An 18993-nucleotide genomic window follows, 5' to 3' on the forward strand; every position below is an offset into this window, starting at 1 on the left:
GCGACCCAACGTGACATTGGGTCCGGGAAATGCCCGTGTGGACAATCCACCCTCACACCTCGGCTAGACTGTGCTACCGGCCACTGCCGGTTCGCGGCAACTGGTCTGCACACTCGACCTAGGAGCACACATGCCGGCAATCGTCCTCATCGGCGCCCAGTGGGGCGACGAGGGCAAAGGCAAAGCCACCGACATCTTCGGTGAACGGCTGCAGTGGGTGGTGCGCTACCAGGGTGGCAACAATGCCGGCCACACCGTCGTCCTGCCGAACGGCGACAAGTTCGCGCTGCATCTCATTCCGTCGGGCATCCTGTCGCCGAACGTGAACAACGTGATCGGCAACGGCGTCGTCGTGGATCCCGGTGTGCTGCTGGAGGAGATCGCCGGGCTCGAGGCCCGCAACGTCGACACGACGCGGCTGTTCCTCAGTGCCGACGCGCATTTGATCATGCCGTACCACGTCGCCATCGACAAAGTGACCGAAAGGTTCTTGGGCGCAAGCAAAATCGGCACCACGGGCCGGGGCATCGGGCCGTGTTACCAGGACAAGTTCGCCCGTGTGGGCGTCCGCGTCGCCGACGTTCTGGACGAGAAGATCCTCACCCAGAAGGTCGAGGCGGCACTGGAATTCAAGAACCAGGTGCTCTCGAAGATCTACAACCGCCGCGCGCTCGATCCGGCGCAGGTCGTCGACGAGGTGCTCGGTCAGGCCGAGGGTTTCAAGCACCGCATCTCCGACACCCGCCTGGCTCTCAATCTCGCGCTGGAGCGCGGCGAGACCGTGCTTCTGGAAGGTTCGCAGGGCACGCTGCTCGACGTCGACCACGGCACGTATCCCTATGTGACGTCGTCCAATCCGACGGCGGGCGGCGCGGCCGTCGGGTCCGGTGTCGGGCCCAACCGCATCGAGACGGTGCTCGGCATCCTCAAGGCGTACACGACGCGCGTCGGGTCGGGTCCGTTCCCCACCGAGCTGTTCGACAACAGCGGTGAGTACCTGGCCAAGACCGGCGGTGAGGTGGGCGTGACCACCGGGCGTGCGCGTCGGACAGGGTGGTTCGACGCGGTCATCGCCCGCTACGCCACCCGCGTCAACGGCATCACGGATTACTTCCTGACCAAGCTCGACGTGCTGTCCTCGCTCGACACCATTCCGATCTGCGTCGCGTACGACGTCGACGGGGTGCGCCACGACGACATGCCCATGACGCAGACCGGGTTCCATCACGCGAAGCCGATCTACGAGGAGATGCCGGGCTGGTGGGAGGACATTTCCGCCGCTCGCCGATTCGAGGACCTCCCCGTCAACGCGCAGAACTATGTGCTGCGTCTCGAGGAGCTGTCCCATTCCCACATCTCCTACATCGGTGTGGGTCCGGGACGCGACGAGACCATCGTGCGTCGCGACATCCTGCCCTGATCGCTCCCGTTTGGCGGTGATCACGGTCGAATCGCTCGAAATTCGCCGAAAAGCGAGCAATATCGCCGTGATCACCGCGAACCAGGCCCCGCTTCCTGTCCAACTTCACAAACCCGCCGGTCTTTTGTCGTGCTTGTTCGCTTCCAGTAGGCGATAATGAAGGTAGGCGCCGTTTGGGCGGCGTCACAGAAGCAAAGGCCGCGACATGGTGGGAACGTATCTGGGTCTGGAAGTCTTCGTTGCCGTGTTCGAGCGCTTCGAGTACGAGCACCCGTGGATCGGTCCGCAGAAGGGCGATCTGATGCTCGGCCCCCGCGGCGGTGGCATTCTCGAGTATCAGAACGCCATGGTCTTCAGCCTCCCCGACGGTGGGGCGCACGAGGTCCACGGCGAGATCCTGGAGTGGTACCTCGGCTACGGCGGAGCGAGTGGACCCCTCGGCTACCCGATCAGCAACGAGAAGCGCACGCCCACCGGACACGGGCGGTACAACACGTTCGAGAACGGGACCGTGGCCTGGTTGCCGGGGGTCGGCGCGTTCCTGATGGGCGCACCCTAGAACAGGGTCGGTTCCTCGAACCCCGCAACACCTTCTGCGGCAAGGATTTTGGCCTTGGTTGCCGCGCCGCCCGGTGCGGAGAAGCCGCCCACTTCGGTGCCGGCTCCGAGGATGCGGTGGCACGGCACCACGATCGGCACCGGGTTACGTCCGAGCGCCCGACCCACTGCCTGCGCCGCCTTCGGTCGACCGATGAGCGCGGCGACCTGTCCGTACGTCATCGTCCGGCCCCGCGGGATCGTGCGGGTGACGGCGTAGACCTCGCGGTCGAAGCTCGGTAGGTGGTCCAGTGCGACGGGGATGCCGCCGAGATCGACGTCCTCGCCCGCCAGCAGGGCGCGGATGCCGTCGACGGCGGTCCGAGCCAGGGGAGTCGGTTCCGACTCCAGGCCGGTGAGCGTTCGCACGTCGTCTTCGGGCAGGGCCACCGTGACGATCGCGTCGTCGTTCCATCCCACTCCGCACGGTCCGAACGCGGTGTCGAAGAGGTGGAAGCCGGTCGCGGTCACGCCAGTGAGTATGACTGGACTTGTCACGAGGGTCCAGTGACCTCGATACTGGCGCCATGAGCTCACGCGTACTCGGTGCCACCACCCTGGCCCGAGACCTCGGCCAGTGGCGGCCCGGTGACGGCGTGAAGGGGCGTCCGACCTACCGCGCCTTGGCCGACGGCGTGCGCCTGTTGGTGCACGACGGGCGCATTCCGCTCGGGGTGGCTCTGCCCAGTGAGCGCGACCTCGCCGGTGTTCTGAAACTGTCCCGCACGACGGTCACCAACTCGTACGCCGTGCTGCGCGACGAGGGATATCTGGTGAGTCGTCAGGGATCTCGCAGTACCGTCTCGCTGCCGGCGTCGGCGCGGGTACGGGCGTTGTCGTCGGCCCGTGTGCCGTCCGCATTCCCCGGCCCGACGATCGACATGTCGCACGCCGCGATGGGTGCGCCGTCGGAGGCGATGCTCGCCTCGTATGCCTCTGCGCTGCAATCACTTCCGACCTATCTTGCAGGGCACGGGATGGAGCCGGTCGGACTGGCGGCTCTGCGCGCTGCGATTGCGCGCCGGTACGACGATCGGGGTCTCCCGACGAGCCCCGACCAGATCATGGTCACCAGCGGCGCCCAACACGCGTGGCGTCTGGTGCTCGCCGTGTCGTCGACGCGGGGTGACCGCGTCCTCGTCGAACACCCGACGTACCCGAACGCTCTGGAAGCGTTGCGCCGCACCGGAGCTCGGCCCGTACCGGTGCCCCTGCGGCCGGGGCCAGACCACTGGGATCTGGCCGCGGTGCGCAGCGCCGCACAGCAGACGGGGGCACGAATTGCCCATACGCTGCCCGACTTTCACAACCCCACCGGCGCCGTCCTGAGCGCAGAGGGCAGAGCCGAACTCGTGTCGATTGCGCGCGAGCAGTCGTTGATGCTGGTCGTCGACGAGACGATGGCGGAGCTGTGGCTCGACGAGGCGCCGCCGCCCCCGGTGGCGTCGTTCGCCAACGAGTCGACGACGACGGTGGTGACGATCGGATCGGCGTCCAAGTCGTTCTGGGGCGGCCTGCGCGTGGGGTGGATTCGAGCGAAACCGTCGATGATCACGCGGCTCGCGAGTTCGCGCGCGGCGCTGGACATCGGAACGCCGATCATGGATCAGCTGGCGTGCGCCGCGCTGCTCGACGATCACGAGGCGGTATTACGGCCGCGACGCGACGAGCTGCGACGGCAGCGCAGTGTTCTCGCCGGCGCGGTGCGCGAGCAGCTACCGGAATGGGAGTTCGAGACCGCGCCGGGAGGGCTGTCGTTATGGCTGCAGATGCCCGAGGAGTTGTCGACGGCGTTGGCGGCGATCGCGCCGAGTCACGGAGTCGTACTTGCGGCGGGCCCGAGGTTCGGCGTCGAGGGCGCCTTCGAGCGCTTCCTCCGACTGCCGTACGCCCGCGTTCCCGAAGAACTCACCGCTGCGGTCGACTCGGTTGCGTCGGCGTATCGGGCATTGGCTCCGAATCACGCCGTGTTCTGAAATCAGAAATGGATTTCAGACGGCGCCGTGAATGTCTTTTTCCAACTCGGCGATGTCCCAGTCGACGAAGGATCCGAGCTCTTCGCGATCGGCGCGCGCAACCGTTCGACCGAGGACGAGAGCCACAACAATGGCAATCACCGTCCACAGCGACAATGCGATCCACAACCAGGTCACCCTTTGTTTGTAGCACCTTCGGCTGATTATTTGCTGTGAACCATGGGTACGTTTTGGACTCGAACGAATAACCGGGACCGAGACCTGATTCACAGGTGCGCGTACAATCGAACGCATGAGCGAACAGACACCGAATCAGAACCCCGAGAAGGACCCGTCGGACTGGGTCACCGGCGATGAGCCGATGACCGGGCCGCAGAAGAGCTACCTCGAGACGCTCGCGCGTGAAGCCGGCGAGGAGATCGAGGGAACCCCGAACAAGGCCGAGGCATCGGAGCTGATCGACAAGCTGCAGTCCGAGACCGGCCGCGGCTAGCCGGTTCCAACGTGGCGCCGGGCGTCGTACTCGATCCGCGCCGCGGCCACCGTCGGAACGTGCTCTTCCACCACCCGGATGAGGCTCGTCAGATGGTCGGCCACGGTGCGCCCGAGTGGCGTCAGGCTGTATTCGACTTTCGGAGGAATTGCCTCGAGCACGGTTCGCACCACCAGGCCGTCGCGCTCGAGGCTCTGGAGCGTTTGCGACAGCATGCGTTCGCTCACTCCGTCGACGCGGCGGCGCAGCGCGCTGAATCGGTAATCGCTCTCGGCGAGGGCCGCGAGGGCCAACACGCCCCACCTGCTGGTCGCGGTTTGCAGAATGTCGCGCGACTGGCAGTTCCGTGCGAACACGTCCGCCTCGAGAGTGGGGTCTTCCATACCTTCAGGCTAACAGCTTTGGTTGCACTGCACGAAAAGTAAGTGCATGATGATCGGGAAGTTCAAACCCGACGTGCCTGGAGGCATCATGACCATTGCAGTGACCGGAGCGACCGGACAGTTCGGCGCCATCGCCATCGACGAGCTCATCGGCCGTGGCGTGCAGCCCGCCGACATCGTGGCCGTGGTGCGCGACGAGGCCAAGGCGGCGCCGCTCGCCCAGCGCGGCGTTGTCGTCCGCGTTGCCGACTACTCCGATTCGGACGCACTGAAGGCCGCGTTGGCCGGCGTCGACAAGCTGCTCCTGGTCTCCGGATCCGAGGTCGGCAAGCGAATCGAGCAGCACGACAACGTGATCGGTGCGGCCGAGGCTGCCGGGGTGACGCTGATCGCGTACACCTCCATCCTGAAGGCCGACACGTCCACCGTGTCCCTCGCGGTGGAGCACCGCGCCACCGAGGCACGCCTCGCCGAGTCGTCCATCCCGTCCGTTCTGCTTCGCAACGGGTGGTACTGGGAGAACTACCTGGGTTCGGTGCCGCAGGCCGTCGAATCCGGAACGATGTACGGCAGTGGGGGCGACGGGCGCCTCGCCGCTGCGTCCCGAGCCGACTACGCCGCCGCGGCGGCTCAGGTGCTGGTCCAGGACGGCCAGGGCGGCGCCGTGTACGAGCTCGGTGGTGACGAACGGATCACGTACAGCCGCTTCGCCGAGATCGTGTCCGAGGTCTTCGGTTCGCCTGTGGCCTACGTCGACCTCCCCGAATCCGACTACGCGAACGCGTTGATCGGTGCCGGCCTGCCCGAACCGGTGGCCACCATGCTGGCGGGCGCAGATGCCGCAATCAGCCGCGGTGACCTCGATACGGACTCCGGCGATCTGCAGTCGCTCATCGGGCGACCCAGCACTCCGGTCGAGGAAATTTTGCGCAAATCCCGTTAGTCCGTTTTAAATTCGTCCACTTCGTAGCAGAGCATGGAAAACGGGGGAAAACCCTGTTTACTGGGTAGATAACCAACTGCGACGAGAGGAATGGACGGATGTTCGGGGCATCTACAACGTTCTCGAGCGGCATCGCTGCCGCGGGCGACACGTGGCGGGGCGGTCAAACTCGCTACTCGGATCCGGACTTCGACTACACGGTGGTGGTGTCGACGCCGTCCGATCGCCCCGACCTGTGGGCGCAATACGTGAACGGCGCACTGCAGAGCTACGAAAAGTTCGGTGTCGCCGACGCGCTGGGGCTCGAGAAGTTGAGTGACGGCCGTTCGACGACGATGTTCCTGGCTGCGATCGACACGGGCGGACGGGTCGTCGGGGGTGTGCGGATTCAAGGCCCGTACACCCGCGACGACCAAACCCACGCGGATGTCGAGTGGGCGTCGGACGAGGCGGGCCGCGCGGTGCTGCGCCGAATGGTGGCCGAACGGCTGCCCGAGGGAGTCATCGAACTCAAGACCGGCTGGGTGGCGTTCGGCGCTCCCGAAGCCAAGGACGTCGCGCGGGTCATCGGTCAGGGTCCCGCGGTCGCGGGCTCGCTGCTCCATGCGCGATACACGTTGTGCACCGGCGCAACTCATGTCACCGCCGCACATCTGCGCTCGGGTGGCGTGCTGGCCGAAAACATCCCACCCGTGGCGTATCCGGACGACAGATACAGCACGCGAGTCTTCTGGTGGGACCGCCACAATCTCCAGGCGACCGCCGACCGGCGTGAGTACGCGCGTATGGCCAACGCCGTCGACGCTGCGGTGTTCGGCTCGGGTCCGTTCGTCGTCGAGCAGAAGAAGCTCGCGTCGTGACCGCCGCCTGGCGTGCGCAGCTCTTCGATCGGTCCAGTGACGCCGACGTCGCCGCAGTAGAGGCGTTGCGCTCCGATCCGTCGATCGAGTTCGTGGACCGGTTCGACGAGCAGATTGCCGGCCTGCGCAAGCTGACACCCACCGTGACCGACGCCGAGATCGACGAACCCGGGCGCTGGGTGTACTACCCGTGGCGCCGGACGGTGGTCTCCGTCCTGGGGCCGGCGTCGTTCCGCAGGCTGCGGCTGGACCGCAACCGCAACAAGATCAGTGCCGACGAGCAAGAAGTGTTGCAGCGACTCAAGATCGGCGTCGTCGGACTCAGCGTCGGCCACGCCATCGCGCACTCTCTGGCGTTGGACGGAGTGTGCGGCGAGCTTCGGCTCGCGGATTTCGACGAGATCGAGCTGTCGAACCTCAACCGGGTCCCGGCGTCGCTGCTGGATCTCGGAGTGAACAAGACCGTCGTGGCCGCCCGTCGCATTGCCGAGCTGGACCCGTACCTCACGGTCACCATCGACGAGAGAGGCTTCACGGCCGACAACGCGGCGGAGTTCGTCGACGGCCTCGATCTGGTCGTGGAGGAGTGCGACTCGCTCGATGTGAAGTTCATGGTCCGCGAAGCTGCTCGCGCACAACGCATTCCGGTCGTGATGGAGACCAGCGACCGTGGTCTGATCGACGTGGAGCGGTACGACCTGGAACCGGATCGACAACTGTTCCACGGCCTGCTCGGCGACATCGATTCCTCGGCGCTGAAAGGACTCTCGACTCACGACAAGGTCCCGTACGTGCTGGCGATTCTCGGCGCCGAGCACCTCTCGGCGCGCATGGCCGCCTCGATGATCGAGGTGGAACGAACCATCTCCACGTGGCCGCAGCTCGGCAGCGAGGTTGCACTCGGCGGGGCGAGCGTCGCCGCAGCGGTGCGGAGATTCGGCCTCGGCGCGCCGTTGGCGTCCGGTCGCACGCGCATTCACCTCGACGAGTTGCTCGACACGCTCGAGACCCCCGAAGTTCCGGAGAAGAAGGCCGACGACGCAGTCGACCCCGCCGTGGAATCGTCGATTCTCGAGGCGGCGCGCCGTGCACCGTCGGGAGGAAACGTGCAGCCGTGGCACCTGACCATGAACGGCGACGCCCTCACCATTGCCGAGGACCCCGGCCGCACAACCGGATTGGACGTGAAGTTCCGAGGCACGCACGTTGCCGTGGGTGCAGCGCTGTTCAACGCGAAAGTGGCTGCGGCAAAGGAACATCGACTGGGGCCGGTCACAGTGGAAGTCGACGACGACGGGCTCGTGCAGGCATCGCTCGAATTGACGCCGGGAACCGACGACCGCCTCAGTGCCCGATACGACGCGATGTTGGCGCGCAATACCAATCGCATACTCGGCACACCGTCACCCGTGCCGGTCTCGGCGGTGGACGCCATCCGCACGGCGGCGAAGGCCGAAGGAGGTGACGTCGTCGTCGTGACGGAGAGATCCGACCTCGCCGAAGTGGGGGAAATTCTGGCGGCGTCCGACACCCTGCGCTACCTCACTCCGACACTGCATTCGGAGATGATGTCGGAGCTGCGATGGCCCGGTGATCCGGATCCCGATGCGGGGATCGACGTTCGAAGCCTGGCCATGGATCCGACCGACCTGGTCAAACTGGATGTCGTGCGCAGACCCGAGGTGATGGATCTGCTCGCGTCGTGGGACACCGGGGACGCCCTCGGCGACGACACCCGCGACCGACTTGCCTCCAGTTCTGCCGTCGCCGTCGTCGTCGTGAACGGGACCGGCGCGGCGGACTTCGTTCGCGGAGGTTCGGCGACCGAAAGCGCGTGGATTGCGGCAGAAGAGCAAGGTCTCGCCGTGCATCCGGTGTCACCGGTGTTCATCTACGCGCACGAGAAGGACGATTTCGTCGAGCTGTCGAACCAGTACGCGGACAGGCTGTCCGACCTGCAGGACCGGTTCCGCGCCGTTGTCGGGTTGCGGGAAGACCAGGCGGTCGTTTTGATACTGCGCTTGGCTCATTCACCGGCGTCGAACATTCGAAGTCGTAGACGTACAGACTGAGAGCGGGTTGGCGGTATCGTCGGTCACGTCACAGTTCCATCGGGTGTTGTCGACGTGAAGGTCGGGTGGGTCAGCTTTGTCTCAGCGTCGAAGCCTCGACGTGCTTGTGGCCGACGTCGCAAAGCGGTTGATGAGCGTCGACTCGTCGAGCGTCGGCTCTGCCTACACGCTGGTCCTGCGCGATCTCGTCGACTACTTCGGGGTCGATTCGGCGTTCCTGCGGCACACCGACCGGAGCATTCGAGCGTCGATCATGGTCGCGGAATGGCCACCGCGAGACAACGTTCCGGATCCGGATCCGTTGGGCGTGGTCAGCTTCGAGTCCGATTCGGTGTTTGCGCAGTGCGAGCATCCGATCGAGCCGATCTTCTTCCGGCCCGTGGTGGAGGCGGAGGACTATCGCCAGCGAGTGGAGGCGGCATCCGGGCTCGCGGCGGTGTCGACGGCCGTCGTTCCCCTTGTATCGAGTGGCGTGTCGATCGGCATGCTCGGTTTCGTGAAAGCGGGCGACCGAGACTGGTCCGTGGACGAGACCAATGCGCTGGTAGCCATCGCCATGCTGTTCACCCAGGTGCATGCTCGCGTCCGCGCCGAGGACGGTCTGCGCTTCGCCGGCCTGCACGACGTCATGACCGGACTCGCGAACCGCCGCGGACTGTACGAGCACCTGACGTCCCGGCTGTCCGAGGGCGGCCGCGTGTCCGTGTTGTTCCTCGACGTGGACCGACTGAAATCGATCAACGACGCGTACGGCCACCCCACCGGTGACCTCTTCCTGCGGACCATCGCCGACACCTTGCGTCGCTGTGTCGGCCCCGACACGATGGTGGCCCGGTGGGGCGGCGACGAATTCGTGCTCGTCCTGGACGCGGACGGCGTCGTCGATCGCGCACGTGAGGTGCTTCGCCAGGTCACCAGCACCCACGTGAGCGTCGCCGGAGACATCCTGAACCGCACGGCCAGCATCGGAATCGCCACCGCCACAGCCGGAGTCGACACCGTCGACGACGTCATCAGCAACGCTGACCAGGCGGTGCTGGCCGCGAAGAACGCCGGCGGCGACGTCGTGGTCGAGTACGACCCGGCGGTCCACTCGCGCAACGAACTCAGCAACGACATCGAGCTGCATCTGCGCTCCGCCATCGAAACCGGTTCGCTCCTACTGTATTTCCAGCCCGAGGTCGACCTGATCTCGCACCGCATCACCGCTGTCGAAGCGTTGGTGCGCTGGGATCATCCGTCGCGGGGGATGCTGCCGCCGTCGGAGTTCATCCCGATCGCCGAGGCGTCCAATCTCGCCGCCGATCTGGGCCGCTGGGTCCTCGACCACGCGTGCTGCACCTACGTGCAGTGGTCCGAAGCCGTCGACGGCCTCGACATCACGATGCGCGTCAACGTCTCACCGGCGCAGTTGCTCGCACACGACTTCGCGAATCAGGTCGGCGCCGTGCTGACCGAACACGGTATGTCCGCCGACAACCTGTGCCTCGAAATCACCGAAGCCGCTGTGGTGCACGACCTTGCGATGACCGCGCGAACCCTGGTCGATCTGCGCGAGCTGGGCGTCGACATCGCGATCGACGACTTCGGTACCGGCTACAGCTCCCTGTCCCACCTCAAGGTGCTCCCGGTCGATGCACTCAAGATCGACCGCGCGTTCGTCGAGCATCTGGGAACCGCGTCCGCGGATCGCGCGATCGTCAGAACCATTGCGACACTTGCCGATGCGTACGGTCTCGATCTGATCGCCGAGGGCGTCGAGCACGCGGAGGCGACCGATGTGCTGATCGATATCGGCTGCCATCGCGCCCAGGGCTACCTCTACTCGCGGCCTATTCCCGCCGATCGCATGCTCGAGCTGTTGTCCGTCGGGTCGATCTGAGGGTCCTCCGGCCACCACCGGGCTCGCTTCATGTCCACGATGCCGCGACGCGTCGGAGTGTCCTCGACCAACCAATGTTCCTGCGCCTCGATGACCAGGTGCGGCGGCAGCGTCCCGTCTGCGCGCACCACGCGCCACCAGGTGACCGAATTGCCGTCGCGCGCCATCACGCTGCCGACGCCGCGCGGGCCACCCTGCTCCAGGACCTCCGCGATCTGGCCGTAGCTCATCACGCGGCCCGGCGGGATCTGATCGACCAGCTCGAGGACCCGCGCGCTGAAGGCTTCGTAGGCGTCGTTCATGGTGGAGCCGAGTATTGCACCTGCAGGTCAGGCGTGTATGTCGGACTCGCCTCGCAGGACCTGTCGTGCGCGGGCCGATTCGAGCCGGTCCCTGTCGAGCTGCGCTCGGCGCCGGGCCTCGGCCTCCGCTGCCTGATCGCGTTTCAGAAGCCACGCTCGTCTCATCACGGATCCGATGGCCAGTGCGGCGACGAGGCCCATCGACGTGGCGAACATGTTCTGGAACAGGCTGTAGACGACGAAGAACAGCACCACTGCGCTTGCACTCTGCGCCCGCTCGTCCAATCTGAGTGACCACGCGTCGAGCAGAGCTTTGAGCAGCAGCACGGTGACGACGATCGCGGCGAACGGTCCGGCCCTGAAGAGGATGTCGACGAACATGTTGTCCAGGTTGGCGACGGTGTTGTTGGACAGGCCGATGGCACCCTTGCCGAAGGGATAGAGCATCGCCTCGGGAATCAGTTTGATCAGTTCGAGCCGGGTCTGAGCGGACTTGTCACTGCCGGCGTCGAAGTTTGTGAAGCGGTCCACGGACAGAATGGACGACGACCCGCTGAATCGGTCGACCACCTGCAGCAGCAGATATCCGGCGGCGACCGCGATCACCACGGGCACGAGGCGACGAAGACCGCCGCGCCCGCTGATGACCATCCACCCGAGCCCGACCGCGAGGCCGAGCAACGTGGCACGCACACCGGTCAGGATCAGCGCAAAGGCCATGACGCCGATCGCCACGGCCAGCATGATCTGCACGACCAACTTCGCCTGAAGTATTCGACTGACCGACACGAGCATCGACGTACCCAGCAGGGCCGAGAACGGGTTCGGGGCATCGCCGGTGCCGAATACTCGAACCTCCTGCGGCAGAGGGTTTCCGATCGATGTCAACTCGGTAGCGTTCATCCACTGCCGATCCCACTCGGGCAGGACGAAGAATTGGTAGATGCCGTAGAGACCGACGACGAGACCGAGGACCGGCAGCAGTTTCTCGAGGGTGGGCCACACGTCGGGAAGCAGACCCGACCGCACAAGCACGATCACGACCAGAAGCGCGGTCTGCACCAATGTCGTGAAGATGAAGTTGAGTCCGAACAGACCGTGGGAAGCCAGTGCGACGAAATACACAGCGGCAGTGACGAAGATGAGCTTCTGCCACAGATCGCGCGGCCCGTCCTTGCTCGTTCTGCAGTACGCGATCGCGATGAGAATCAGGAGCGCGGGCACCACGACCAACGGGTCGGCGTCGATCTTGCCGCCCTCGGCGAGGATGCGCCGGACGAATCCGAGGAAGAAGACCACGATCGTGGCGACCACCAGGGTGGTGCTGGGTTTCCACGCGATGCCGGCCATGAGGGCGAGAAGCAGTGCCACGTAGAGCTGGTCGGTGAGCGTTGCACCGGCGAATCCGATTGCGAGCGCCAAGCCCGCGACGCCCACGACGATCGCGCCAATGGCCGCGGTGCGAACCGACAGGATTTCGCGAAGGTGCAGCCGGTCCGCCATGCGCCGCGGCCGCGTGGGAATTACCGGTCTTTCCTGCATGAGTGAACTCTGGTCGTGCGAACACATTCCTGCAACTCGGAACAAGCCGGTGACCAAAGTTTTCACGGCCGTCACGAAGTATTCGCGACTTCCCCATACTCTGTGCGAGAACTGTTGTCGCACGCATACATTCACCGTCACCGGTAAAGGCGACCAGAACATACGCTTTCCCCGTTTTCTTTCGACAAGGAGTCGAAACATGAGCGATATGCGTCATGGTCATATAGACGCTCTTCGGACGTTCGGCATCGTTGCCGTGGTGGTGGGTCACGTGAATCTGACCGAACCGATGCGTCTGCTCGTGGCCCCGTGGCACGTTCCGGTCTTCTTCTTCCTGTCGGGGTACCTCTGGCGACGCGGTGGGCGCACGGTCCGTGACGAAGCACAGAAACGTTTCTTCAGCCTCGCGGTGCCGTACCTGTTCTGGCTCGCGGTGGTCGGCGTGATCTGGTTCGGCTACAACGCATTTCGAGGTGACTTCGATCCGAAGGCGGTGATTCAGGCGGTGTACGGCGGGGCGTACGCGACGAGGCCCTTCAGCGCGTTCTGGTTCGTGACCGCTCTGTTCTTCGCGTGCCTGCTCTACCGCTGGATGCAGCGCCTTCCACTGTGGGCGACGATGACGCTGATCCTCGGCAGCGTCTGCGTGATGTACGTCGTCGGCGGACTCGTCTCGCGCGCACCGTTGGCAGTTCTGTCGGCGCTTCCCTGTCTGGTGTTCGTGGTCGGCGGCGAGCTCTTCGCACGAGTCGAATCACGAATCCCGTGGGGTCCGGCGGTGGGCGCCGCGGGGTTGGCCGTCGCGTCGGTCCTCGTCGTCACGCGCATCTCGGAGCCCCTCGACCTCAAGAACGGGAACTTCGGCACTCCCGTTGTGAGCGTGGTGGTAGCCGGGGTGATCTGCGCGTCGCTCCTCCTGGTCCTGCGCCCGATCCTCGAAATAGCGCCGGGCGTGGGACGGACGATGACCGCACTCGCGCTACCCGGTCTGGTGGTGGTGCTGACGCACGCGCTCGTCCTGGCGTTTCTCGAGACGCCGCCGACGGGAGGCGCTGTCGACCTGATTCTCGCGCTCGTTCTCCCGTGGGCGCTGGCGCTGGCGTTCGCCCACTATCCGGCCTCGAGGAGATTCACCGGACAGGAGAGCAGAAATACTCTGACGTGGAGCCGATGACGGGAATCGAACCCGCGTGTGCAGCTTGGGAAGCTGCCGTTCTGCCATTGAACTACATCGGCGAAGTGCGGAGGCAAGGTTAGCAAGGCGTCGATTTTGCGGGCAACCAGGGACGAATACGGCGCCCGTTCCGTCCCTGACTGCCCACAAATCAGACCGGCGCCCCGGCGTCCCTCAGCGCCTGCCGGATGTGGCCGAGGATCAGCTCCGGCTGTCGCGTCAATTGCCTGGCCTTGACCCGGATCAGTCGCCAACCAGCAGCGCTGAGGGCATTCCAGCGCTCGATGTCACGGTGTCGCTGTTCGTTCTCGAAGTGTTGATCACCGTCGTACTCGACGATCACCTTCCACTTGCGGTATCCGAGGTCGAACCGTCCTATCCAACGCCCCCATTCGTCGTGGATCACCAGTTGCGTCTCGGGGCGGGGCAGCCCGCTGTCGACGATGAACAGTCGAGTGCGGGTCTCCCAGATCGACTCCGCTCCCTCGTCGGTCAGGTCGACGACGTCGCTCACGCCGCGGTAGCCGTGGAGTCGGGCCGCGCTGCCGGCGTAGTCGAGCAGGTCCGCCTTGGTCATGGCCGTCGCCTGGTAGAGGGCGTCCACGGCCTCGACAGCTCGGTCGCGGTCGAGATCGCGGCACAGGTCGAACGCTGTCCGCACCGCAGATGTGACGCGCATGCCTCGAACGGTGTCGATGTCCTCGGTCGAGACGGTCCGCCTCCGCACGGTCACGCCCGTCGGCGGCCTGACCCGGTGCGTCACTATCAACTCAGCCCTCGCGCTGTTCGGTAGGTACTTCGCGCCGTGCACTGCCGCTGCGGAGTATCCGGCGAGTATCGCCCCGGCCGGAGCCCATTTCCACGCTGCCTCGGCTCGCACGGACGCCGTCAGCACTTCGCCCCGCTTCACCCACACGCCGGGGTGTAGACGTCGATAGCCCGAGCGCAGCGACTGCCTGGTCACACCGGGATCGGACGGCCCGCGCACTGTCATGAGGTCAGCGTCGAGCACCGGACTCGCCGGCGCCAGCCCCCGACTCCGAGCCTGTGGATAACTCGACTTTCTGGGCAACCAGGGACGTTTCAGCCGCAGATTCCGTCCCTGATCGCTCACAAATCGGCACCCCGACTACCCTTCACCCGTGCTCCTCTCCGACCGTGACATCAAGGCCGAGATCTCCGCCGGAACACTCGGCATCGAGCCGTTCGACCCTTCGATGGTTCAGCCGTCCAGCGTCGACGTCCGCCTCGACGGCCTTTTCCGGGTGTTCAACAACACGAAGTACACGCACATCGACCCCGCGCAGCGCCAGGACGAGCTGACGACACTGGTCGAACGCCGGGAGGGTGAGCAGTTCGTGCTGCACCCCGGTGAGTTCGTCCTGGGTTCGACCCTCGAGCTGACGACCCTCCCCGACAACCTCGCAGGCCGCCTCGAGGGCAAGTCCAGCCTCGGCCGCCTCGGCCTACTCACGCACTCGACCGCGGGCTTCATCGATCCCGGCTTCAGCGGCCACATCACGCTCGAGCTGTCCAACGTGGCGAACCTCCCCATCACCCTGTGGCCGGGAATGAAGATCGGGCAGCTATGCCTGTTCCGCCTGTCCAGCCCGTCAGAGCGTCCCTACGGGAGCGCGGGCACAGGGTCGAAGTATCAGGGCCAGCGCGGGCCGACCCCGTCGAAGGCGTATCTGAACTTCGAAAAATAAACTTCGAGTTCGTTCGAATCGTTCAATACGTTGCTTCTCCCTGATTGACCCGATACTCTCGGGCCAACTGTTGGCTTTGTCGGGGTTCAAAGCGAGGTGTACACCGATGAGGACACATGACGGCGCGTTCGGAGCGTCGATGGGCGCCGGCTGCGTGCGTGGCGTCGTCACCGATTCCTACGGCAATGTCATCGACTCCGACGTCAAAGCAGTTCACGGCCCTTCCATGGCCGCTTCCGCCGACGCCGTGCACGAGCTCGCGCAGTGGTACGGCGACGAGACGCCCGTGCTGGTCGTCTCCGATCACACCGGCAACCCTGTCGCAGATCCCTATGTCCACGACGGCCTGCGTCTGATCGGTGAGGTCGACGCCATCGTCGCGGCCAATCGCTCCCTCGGCGTCATGGGTTCGCTGCGCGAGTTGGCCATCGTCGACGTCGGCCGCATGGGCACCCGCGTGCACGTCGTCGATTCCTACACCGGCGAGATCATGTCCACGTCCCGCACCGAGCTGTTCGGCGGCGACGTGTGCGACCTCGCCGTCGTCGAATACCTCGTCGATACCTACGGCGCCGCGGAACTTCTGTCCGATGGAGCCGTAGCCGCCCTCGCTAAGGAAGTGGCCGCGGCGAAAGAACGGCTGTCCACCGAGGCGTCCGTCGAGGTCTCCGGCCCGTTCGTCACCGACTCGGTTCGGTTGCGCCGCTTCGTGTTCGAGGATCTCATCGGCCCCGAGCTGGGTCCGTTGGTTGCGCTCGTCTCCGCCGCGCTGGCCGAGGGCGACGTCGACGGTGTCCTGATGGTCGGCGGGGGAGCGAACATCGCTGCCGTGGTGCGGGCGGTCATGAACATCACCGATCTGCCGGTGGTCGTTCCCGATCGTCCCGAGCTTTTTGCCGCGGTCGGCGCCGCCCGATTGTCGACGGTCATTCCTGTGCGCACCCCGGTGCCGGCCCTGCCAACCCCCGCACCGGTGTCCTCCTCACCGAGGCAGCATGCTGCGGTGTCGTTGTCCTCGTCTTCTCGCCGGCGCCGTTCGCGTATTGCCGGCTATGTCGGTACGTGTGCGGTGATCGCGGTGGCGGTGATGGCGTCACTGACTGCGGCGTCGGCCCGAACGACAGCGGTGGGCACCATGTCGGAGGAGTCGTCGGGTTCTCCGTCGATCGTCGTCTCCAGTAGTGTGCCTCGGAGCCCACTGTCGGCGTTGCCGCAGGCCGATGCGCCGGCCATCCCTGCGGCGCCGCCGGTGACCGACGGCACCACCACCACGACCACCACCACGACGACCACGACCGATCCGACCACGACCACGAGCGCGCCTGCCGATCGGATCACTCGCGATGCGGACCGACCGGACCCGACCACGTCCGCGCCGGCAACCACGACGCCGAGCGTCACGCAGCCGCCCACCACGACCAAGCGCGACCGCGGTCCGAGTTCGCAGGCTCCGACCACGTCGGGCGCTTCGACCACGGCCGCTCCGCCGACGACCACTTTCAAGATGACGATGCCGTCGATGCCATCCATGACCATCGTCATGCCGCGTTGACGCTTTCAGCAAGACCAGTTCGGGGGAACGACGATGGATGTTGTACTGGGTATTTCGGCTGGGTTGGCAGATGTGACTGCCACTCTGGTCGATCCGGAATTACCACAACTCGGTGCAGTGGACGAGCGGATCACTCCGCTTCGACCGGATTCGGGGATGTCCGTCGGGGACGTCGTTGCGGCTGCGGTAGGCGTGATGTCGCTGCGGGCGGAGCGAAACGATCTGCGTATCCGTCGTACGACGGTGGCGTATTCGTCTGCTGCGCAGCGCGATTCGATCGTGGCCTCGTTTGCCGCGCAGAAGATCACCGGCGTCGCTCTGGCCGATGCGTCCAACCCGGAGCTCGATTCGACGTTGGCCACTCCGGTGGCCGTCGCGGTGTGGGGTATCCAGTCTGCCGACACCACCACGTTCGCGGCCATCAAGGATCCGCGTAAGCAGGACCCGTCGCGTCGCGGTCTCGCGCTGGTCGCGGGCGGTATCGCTGCCGCGGTCGTGGCCGGGGGCGTCGCGGTGTGGGCGGTCGCGGGTACGCGCGGTCCGGAGTCGACGGGCACCAGCACACCGCTGACCTCGCAGACGTCGACGGTGACGCCGACCAGCAGCGTTCCGGTTGCGCCGCCGATTCTGCCGCCGGCTCCGGTGGCTCCGCCGGTGACCACCGACCCGGACACGGGCGAGGTGTACTCGGTGGACCCGGACACGGGCGAGACCTACACCCCGGAGACGTTCACCGAGAACCCGTATACGGGCGAGACGTTCACGGAGGAGACGGTGCCGCAGGGCAACGTGCGCACGTCGACGGCAGCAACGCGTACGTTCGCAGTGGCAACCCCGCCGTCGACCCGCTCGTCGTCGCGGCCGAACGGCGGTGGTTCGGCGTCGACGGCGTCGCCGGTGCCGACCCAATCGACCAGTGTGCCAGAGGAACCCGTGGTGACCGACCCTCCGGTGGAAACAGTGGATCCGACTGTGGACCCTGTGGTGGATCCCACCGTTTCGGGCGAGTAGCCGAGAAATATGGGAAAAAACCAACCATAAGAATGTTTAATGGCCTAGGATTACGAGATACCAATTCGCGAAGCCTGAGTGGGGTCGGATCATGCGCGCAGTAGTCGGAGTATCCATGGGAGCGTCCGCTATACGCGCCGCCGTCATGGACCCGATGGGGCGCGCACTCCTCGGCACCGAGGCGGTGCACGGGTGCGATCCCAGCACGCGCCTCGCCACCGCGCTCTCGTTCGTCGATTCCGTTGTGGCCAAACATCATGCGCAACGCGACGGCGCGGTTCTCGTGGTACCGGACGATCCGTCGTCGCGCATCGGGCACAACATCCTCGAGATTCACGAGGGCGGTCCGGTTCGTCTTGCGTCCGAGCTCGGTGCCCAGTTGATGTACCTGCGTATGCGGGGATTGCTCGGTCCCTCACGTACCACTGCGGTGGTCGACATCGGCCGCACCGGCATATCGGTGTCCATTCTCGACTCGTCCAGCGGGCACGTGTACGACGCCATGTGGACCGAATCTTTCCGTGGCGACATGTTCGCCAACGCGATTTTCGACCACTTGGCGGAGGAGTACGGCGACCACAACGCCATGACGGCCGAGGCACTCGATCGACTCAGCGAGGGCATCGAGTGGAGTCTGGAAATGCTCGCGCTGCACCGGGTCGTCAAGATCGGGGGCCCGTTCGTCGGGGGTTCGGTCAATCTGTGGCGGACCACCGTCGACCGGCTGATGTTCGATCCGCTCACCGACGCGGTGGACTGGGTGGGCGAGACGCTCGATCGCAGCCCACGCCAGGTCGATACTGTCGTGCTGCTCGGTGGATGCGCCAATCTTCCCGTCGTGCGCAGTCTGTTCACGCAGGCGTTCGGCCCCAAGCTGGTCACGCCGTCCACGCCGGAGTCGGTATCGGCCAAGGGTGCGGCTCTGCTCGCGGTGCAGCGCACCAGCGTCGTGTTGCGTCAGCGTTCCTCGCAGCCGAGCTACCAGCGCAGAGACGTCTCCCGGCACGCCGGATCCGTGTGACGTTTGCCACCCACCAGGTGGCTGTTCGTTCCCGCAATTCACGTCCGCCCGTCTCG

Annotated in this window: 19 protein-coding genes and 1 tRNA gene; 13 read left to right on the top strand and 7 right to left on the bottom strand. The window is 65.6% G+C overall.

The window, feature by feature from the left end:
* Positions 1-130 precede the first annotated feature (130 nt).
* A complete protein-coding gene (locus tag AC59JP_RS14105) occupies positions 131-1420 on the top strand; it encodes an adenylosuccinate synthase (protein ID WP_497326389.1) in 1290 nt (429 codons plus the stop codon).
* 205 nt (positions 1421-1625) lie between these two features.
* Positions 1626-1979, top strand: coding sequence for an LGFP repeat-containing protein (locus tag AC59JP_RS14110; RefSeq protein ID WP_497326390.1), 354 nt, complete (start codon positions 1626-1628; stop codon positions 1977-1979).
* Here AC59JP_RS14110 and AC59JP_RS14115 read toward each other — a convergent pair.
* The gene (locus AC59JP_RS14115) at positions 1976-2488 is read right to left on the bottom strand and encodes a methylated-DNA--[protein]-cysteine S-methyltransferase (RefSeq protein WP_497326391.1); all 513 of its coding nucleotides are present in this window, start codon (positions 2486-2488) and stop codon (positions 1976-1978) included. The genes AC59JP_RS14110 and AC59JP_RS14115 overlap by 4 nt on opposite strands.
* 56 nt (positions 2489-2544) lie before the next feature.
* On the opposite strand from AC59JP_RS14115, the gene yczR reads away from it, so the two are divergent.
* Entirely contained in the window at positions 2545-3993 is a 1449-nt protein-coding gene (yczR, locus tag AC59JP_RS14120; protein ID WP_497326392.1) for a MocR-like transcription factor YczR, read from the top strand.
* 15 nt (positions 3994-4008) lie between these two features.
* Here the strand turns inward: yczR and AC59JP_RS14125 are convergent, their stop codons facing one another.
* Positions 4009-4170 (bottom strand): hypothetical protein, encoded by a 162-nt coding sequence (locus tag AC59JP_RS14125; RefSeq protein WP_497326393.1) that lies wholly within the window; start codon positions 4168-4170, stop codon positions 4009-4011.
* A 115-nt stretch (positions 4171-4285) separates the two neighbouring features.
* Here AC59JP_RS14125 and AC59JP_RS14130 point away from each other — a divergent pair, with 115 nt between their 5' ends.
* Complete coding sequence (locus AC59JP_RS14130) at positions 4286-4486, top strand: DUF3072 domain-containing protein (RefSeq protein ID WP_497326395.1); 201 nt, start codon at positions 4286-4288, stop codon at positions 4484-4486.
* On the opposite strand, the gene AC59JP_RS14135 is transcribed toward AC59JP_RS14130, so the two are convergent.
* Positions 4483-4869, bottom strand: coding sequence for a winged helix-turn-helix transcriptional regulator (locus AC59JP_RS14135; protein WP_497326396.1), 387 nt, complete (start codon positions 4867-4869; stop codon positions 4483-4485). The two genes, AC59JP_RS14130 and AC59JP_RS14135, sit on opposite strands and share 4 nt — an antisense overlap.
* An 88-nt stretch (positions 4870-4957) precedes the next feature.
* Here AC59JP_RS14135 and AC59JP_RS14140 point away from each other — a divergent pair, with 88 nt between their 5' ends.
* The 4 genes from AC59JP_RS14140 to AC59JP_RS14155 all read left to right on the top strand — a co-directional run bounded on the left by AC59JP_RS14140 (position 4958) and on the right by AC59JP_RS14155 (position 10626).
* Positions 4958-5812, top strand: coding sequence for an SDR family oxidoreductase (locus AC59JP_RS14140; protein WP_497326397.1), 855 nt, complete (start codon positions 4958-4960; stop codon positions 5810-5812).
* Between the two features lie 98 nt (positions 5813-5910).
* On the top strand, positions 5911-6672 hold the full coding sequence (locus AC59JP_RS14145) for a hypothetical protein (RefSeq protein WP_497326398.1): 762 nt from the start codon (positions 5911-5913) through the stop codon (positions 6670-6672).
* Positions 6669-8744 (top strand): Rv1355c family protein, encoded by a 2076-nt coding sequence (locus tag AC59JP_RS14150; protein ID WP_497326399.1) that lies wholly within the window; start codon positions 6669-6671, stop codon positions 8742-8744. Before AC59JP_RS14145 ends, AC59JP_RS14150 begins: the two co-directional genes overlap by 4 nt.
* 106 nt (positions 8745-8850) lie before the next feature.
* Positions 8851-10626 (top strand): putative bifunctional diguanylate cyclase/phosphodiesterase, encoded by a 1776-nt coding sequence (locus AC59JP_RS14155; RefSeq protein ID WP_497326400.1) that lies wholly within the window; start codon positions 8851-8853, stop codon positions 10624-10626.
* On the opposite strand, the gene AC59JP_RS14160 is transcribed toward AC59JP_RS14155, so the two are convergent.
* Both AC59JP_RS14160 and AC59JP_RS14165 read right to left on the bottom strand, forming a co-directional pair.
* Complete coding sequence (locus AC59JP_RS14160; RefSeq protein WP_497326401.1) at positions 10566-10928, bottom strand: MGMT family protein; 363 nt, start codon at positions 10926-10928, stop codon at positions 10566-10568. The genes AC59JP_RS14155 and AC59JP_RS14160 overlap by 61 nt on opposite strands.
* A gap of 27 nt (positions 10929-10955) precedes the next feature.
* On the bottom strand, positions 10956-12470 hold the full coding sequence (locus tag AC59JP_RS14165; RefSeq protein WP_497326402.1) for a hypothetical protein: 1515 nt from the start codon (positions 12468-12470) through the stop codon (positions 10956-10958).
* 199 nt (positions 12471-12669) lie between these two features.
* On the opposite strand from AC59JP_RS14165, the gene AC59JP_RS14170 reads away from it, so the two are divergent.
* Positions 12670-13644, top strand: a complete 975-nt coding sequence (locus AC59JP_RS14170) for an acyltransferase family protein (RefSeq protein ID WP_497326403.1) — start codon at positions 12670-12672, stop codon at positions 13642-13644.
* Here the strand turns inward: AC59JP_RS14170 and AC59JP_RS14175 are convergent.
* Positions 13633-13706 (bottom strand) — tRNA-Gly (locus AC59JP_RS14175). The genes AC59JP_RS14170 and AC59JP_RS14175 overlap by 12 nt on opposite strands.
* Before the next feature lie 89 nt (positions 13707-13795).
* Positions 13796-14638, bottom strand: a complete 843-nt coding sequence (locus AC59JP_RS14180) for a DUF559 domain-containing protein (protein ID WP_497326404.1) — start codon at positions 14636-14638, stop codon at positions 13796-13798.
* 148 nt (positions 14639-14786) lie between these two features.
* On the opposite strand from AC59JP_RS14180, the gene dcd reads away from it, so the two are divergent.
* The 4 genes from dcd (at position 14787) to AC59JP_RS14200 (ending at position 18937) form a co-directional block, all read left to right on the top strand.
* On the top strand, positions 14787-15353 hold the full coding sequence (gene dcd / locus AC59JP_RS14185; protein ID WP_497326405.1) for a dCTP deaminase: 567 nt from the start codon (positions 14787-14789) through the stop codon (positions 15351-15353).
* 106 nt (positions 15354-15459) lie between these two features.
* The gene (locus AC59JP_RS14190; protein WP_497326406.1) at positions 15460-16905 is read left to right on the top strand and encodes an Hsp70 family protein; all 1446 of its coding nucleotides are present in this window, start codon (positions 15460-15462) and stop codon (positions 16903-16905) included.
* A gap of 72 nt (positions 16906-16977) precedes the next feature.
* Positions 16978-17916, top strand: coding sequence for a hypothetical protein (locus tag AC59JP_RS14195; RefSeq protein ID WP_497326407.1), 939 nt, complete (start codon positions 16978-16980; stop codon positions 17914-17916).
* A 91-nt stretch (positions 17917-18007) separates the two neighbouring features.
* A complete protein-coding gene (locus AC59JP_RS14200; RefSeq protein WP_497326408.1) occupies positions 18008-18937 on the top strand; it encodes an Hsp70 family protein in 930 nt (309 codons plus the stop codon).
* The last annotated feature ends 56 nt before the right edge of the window (positions 18938-18993 follow it).

The organism is Rhodococcus sp. 320_ES, assembly GCF_059691855.1.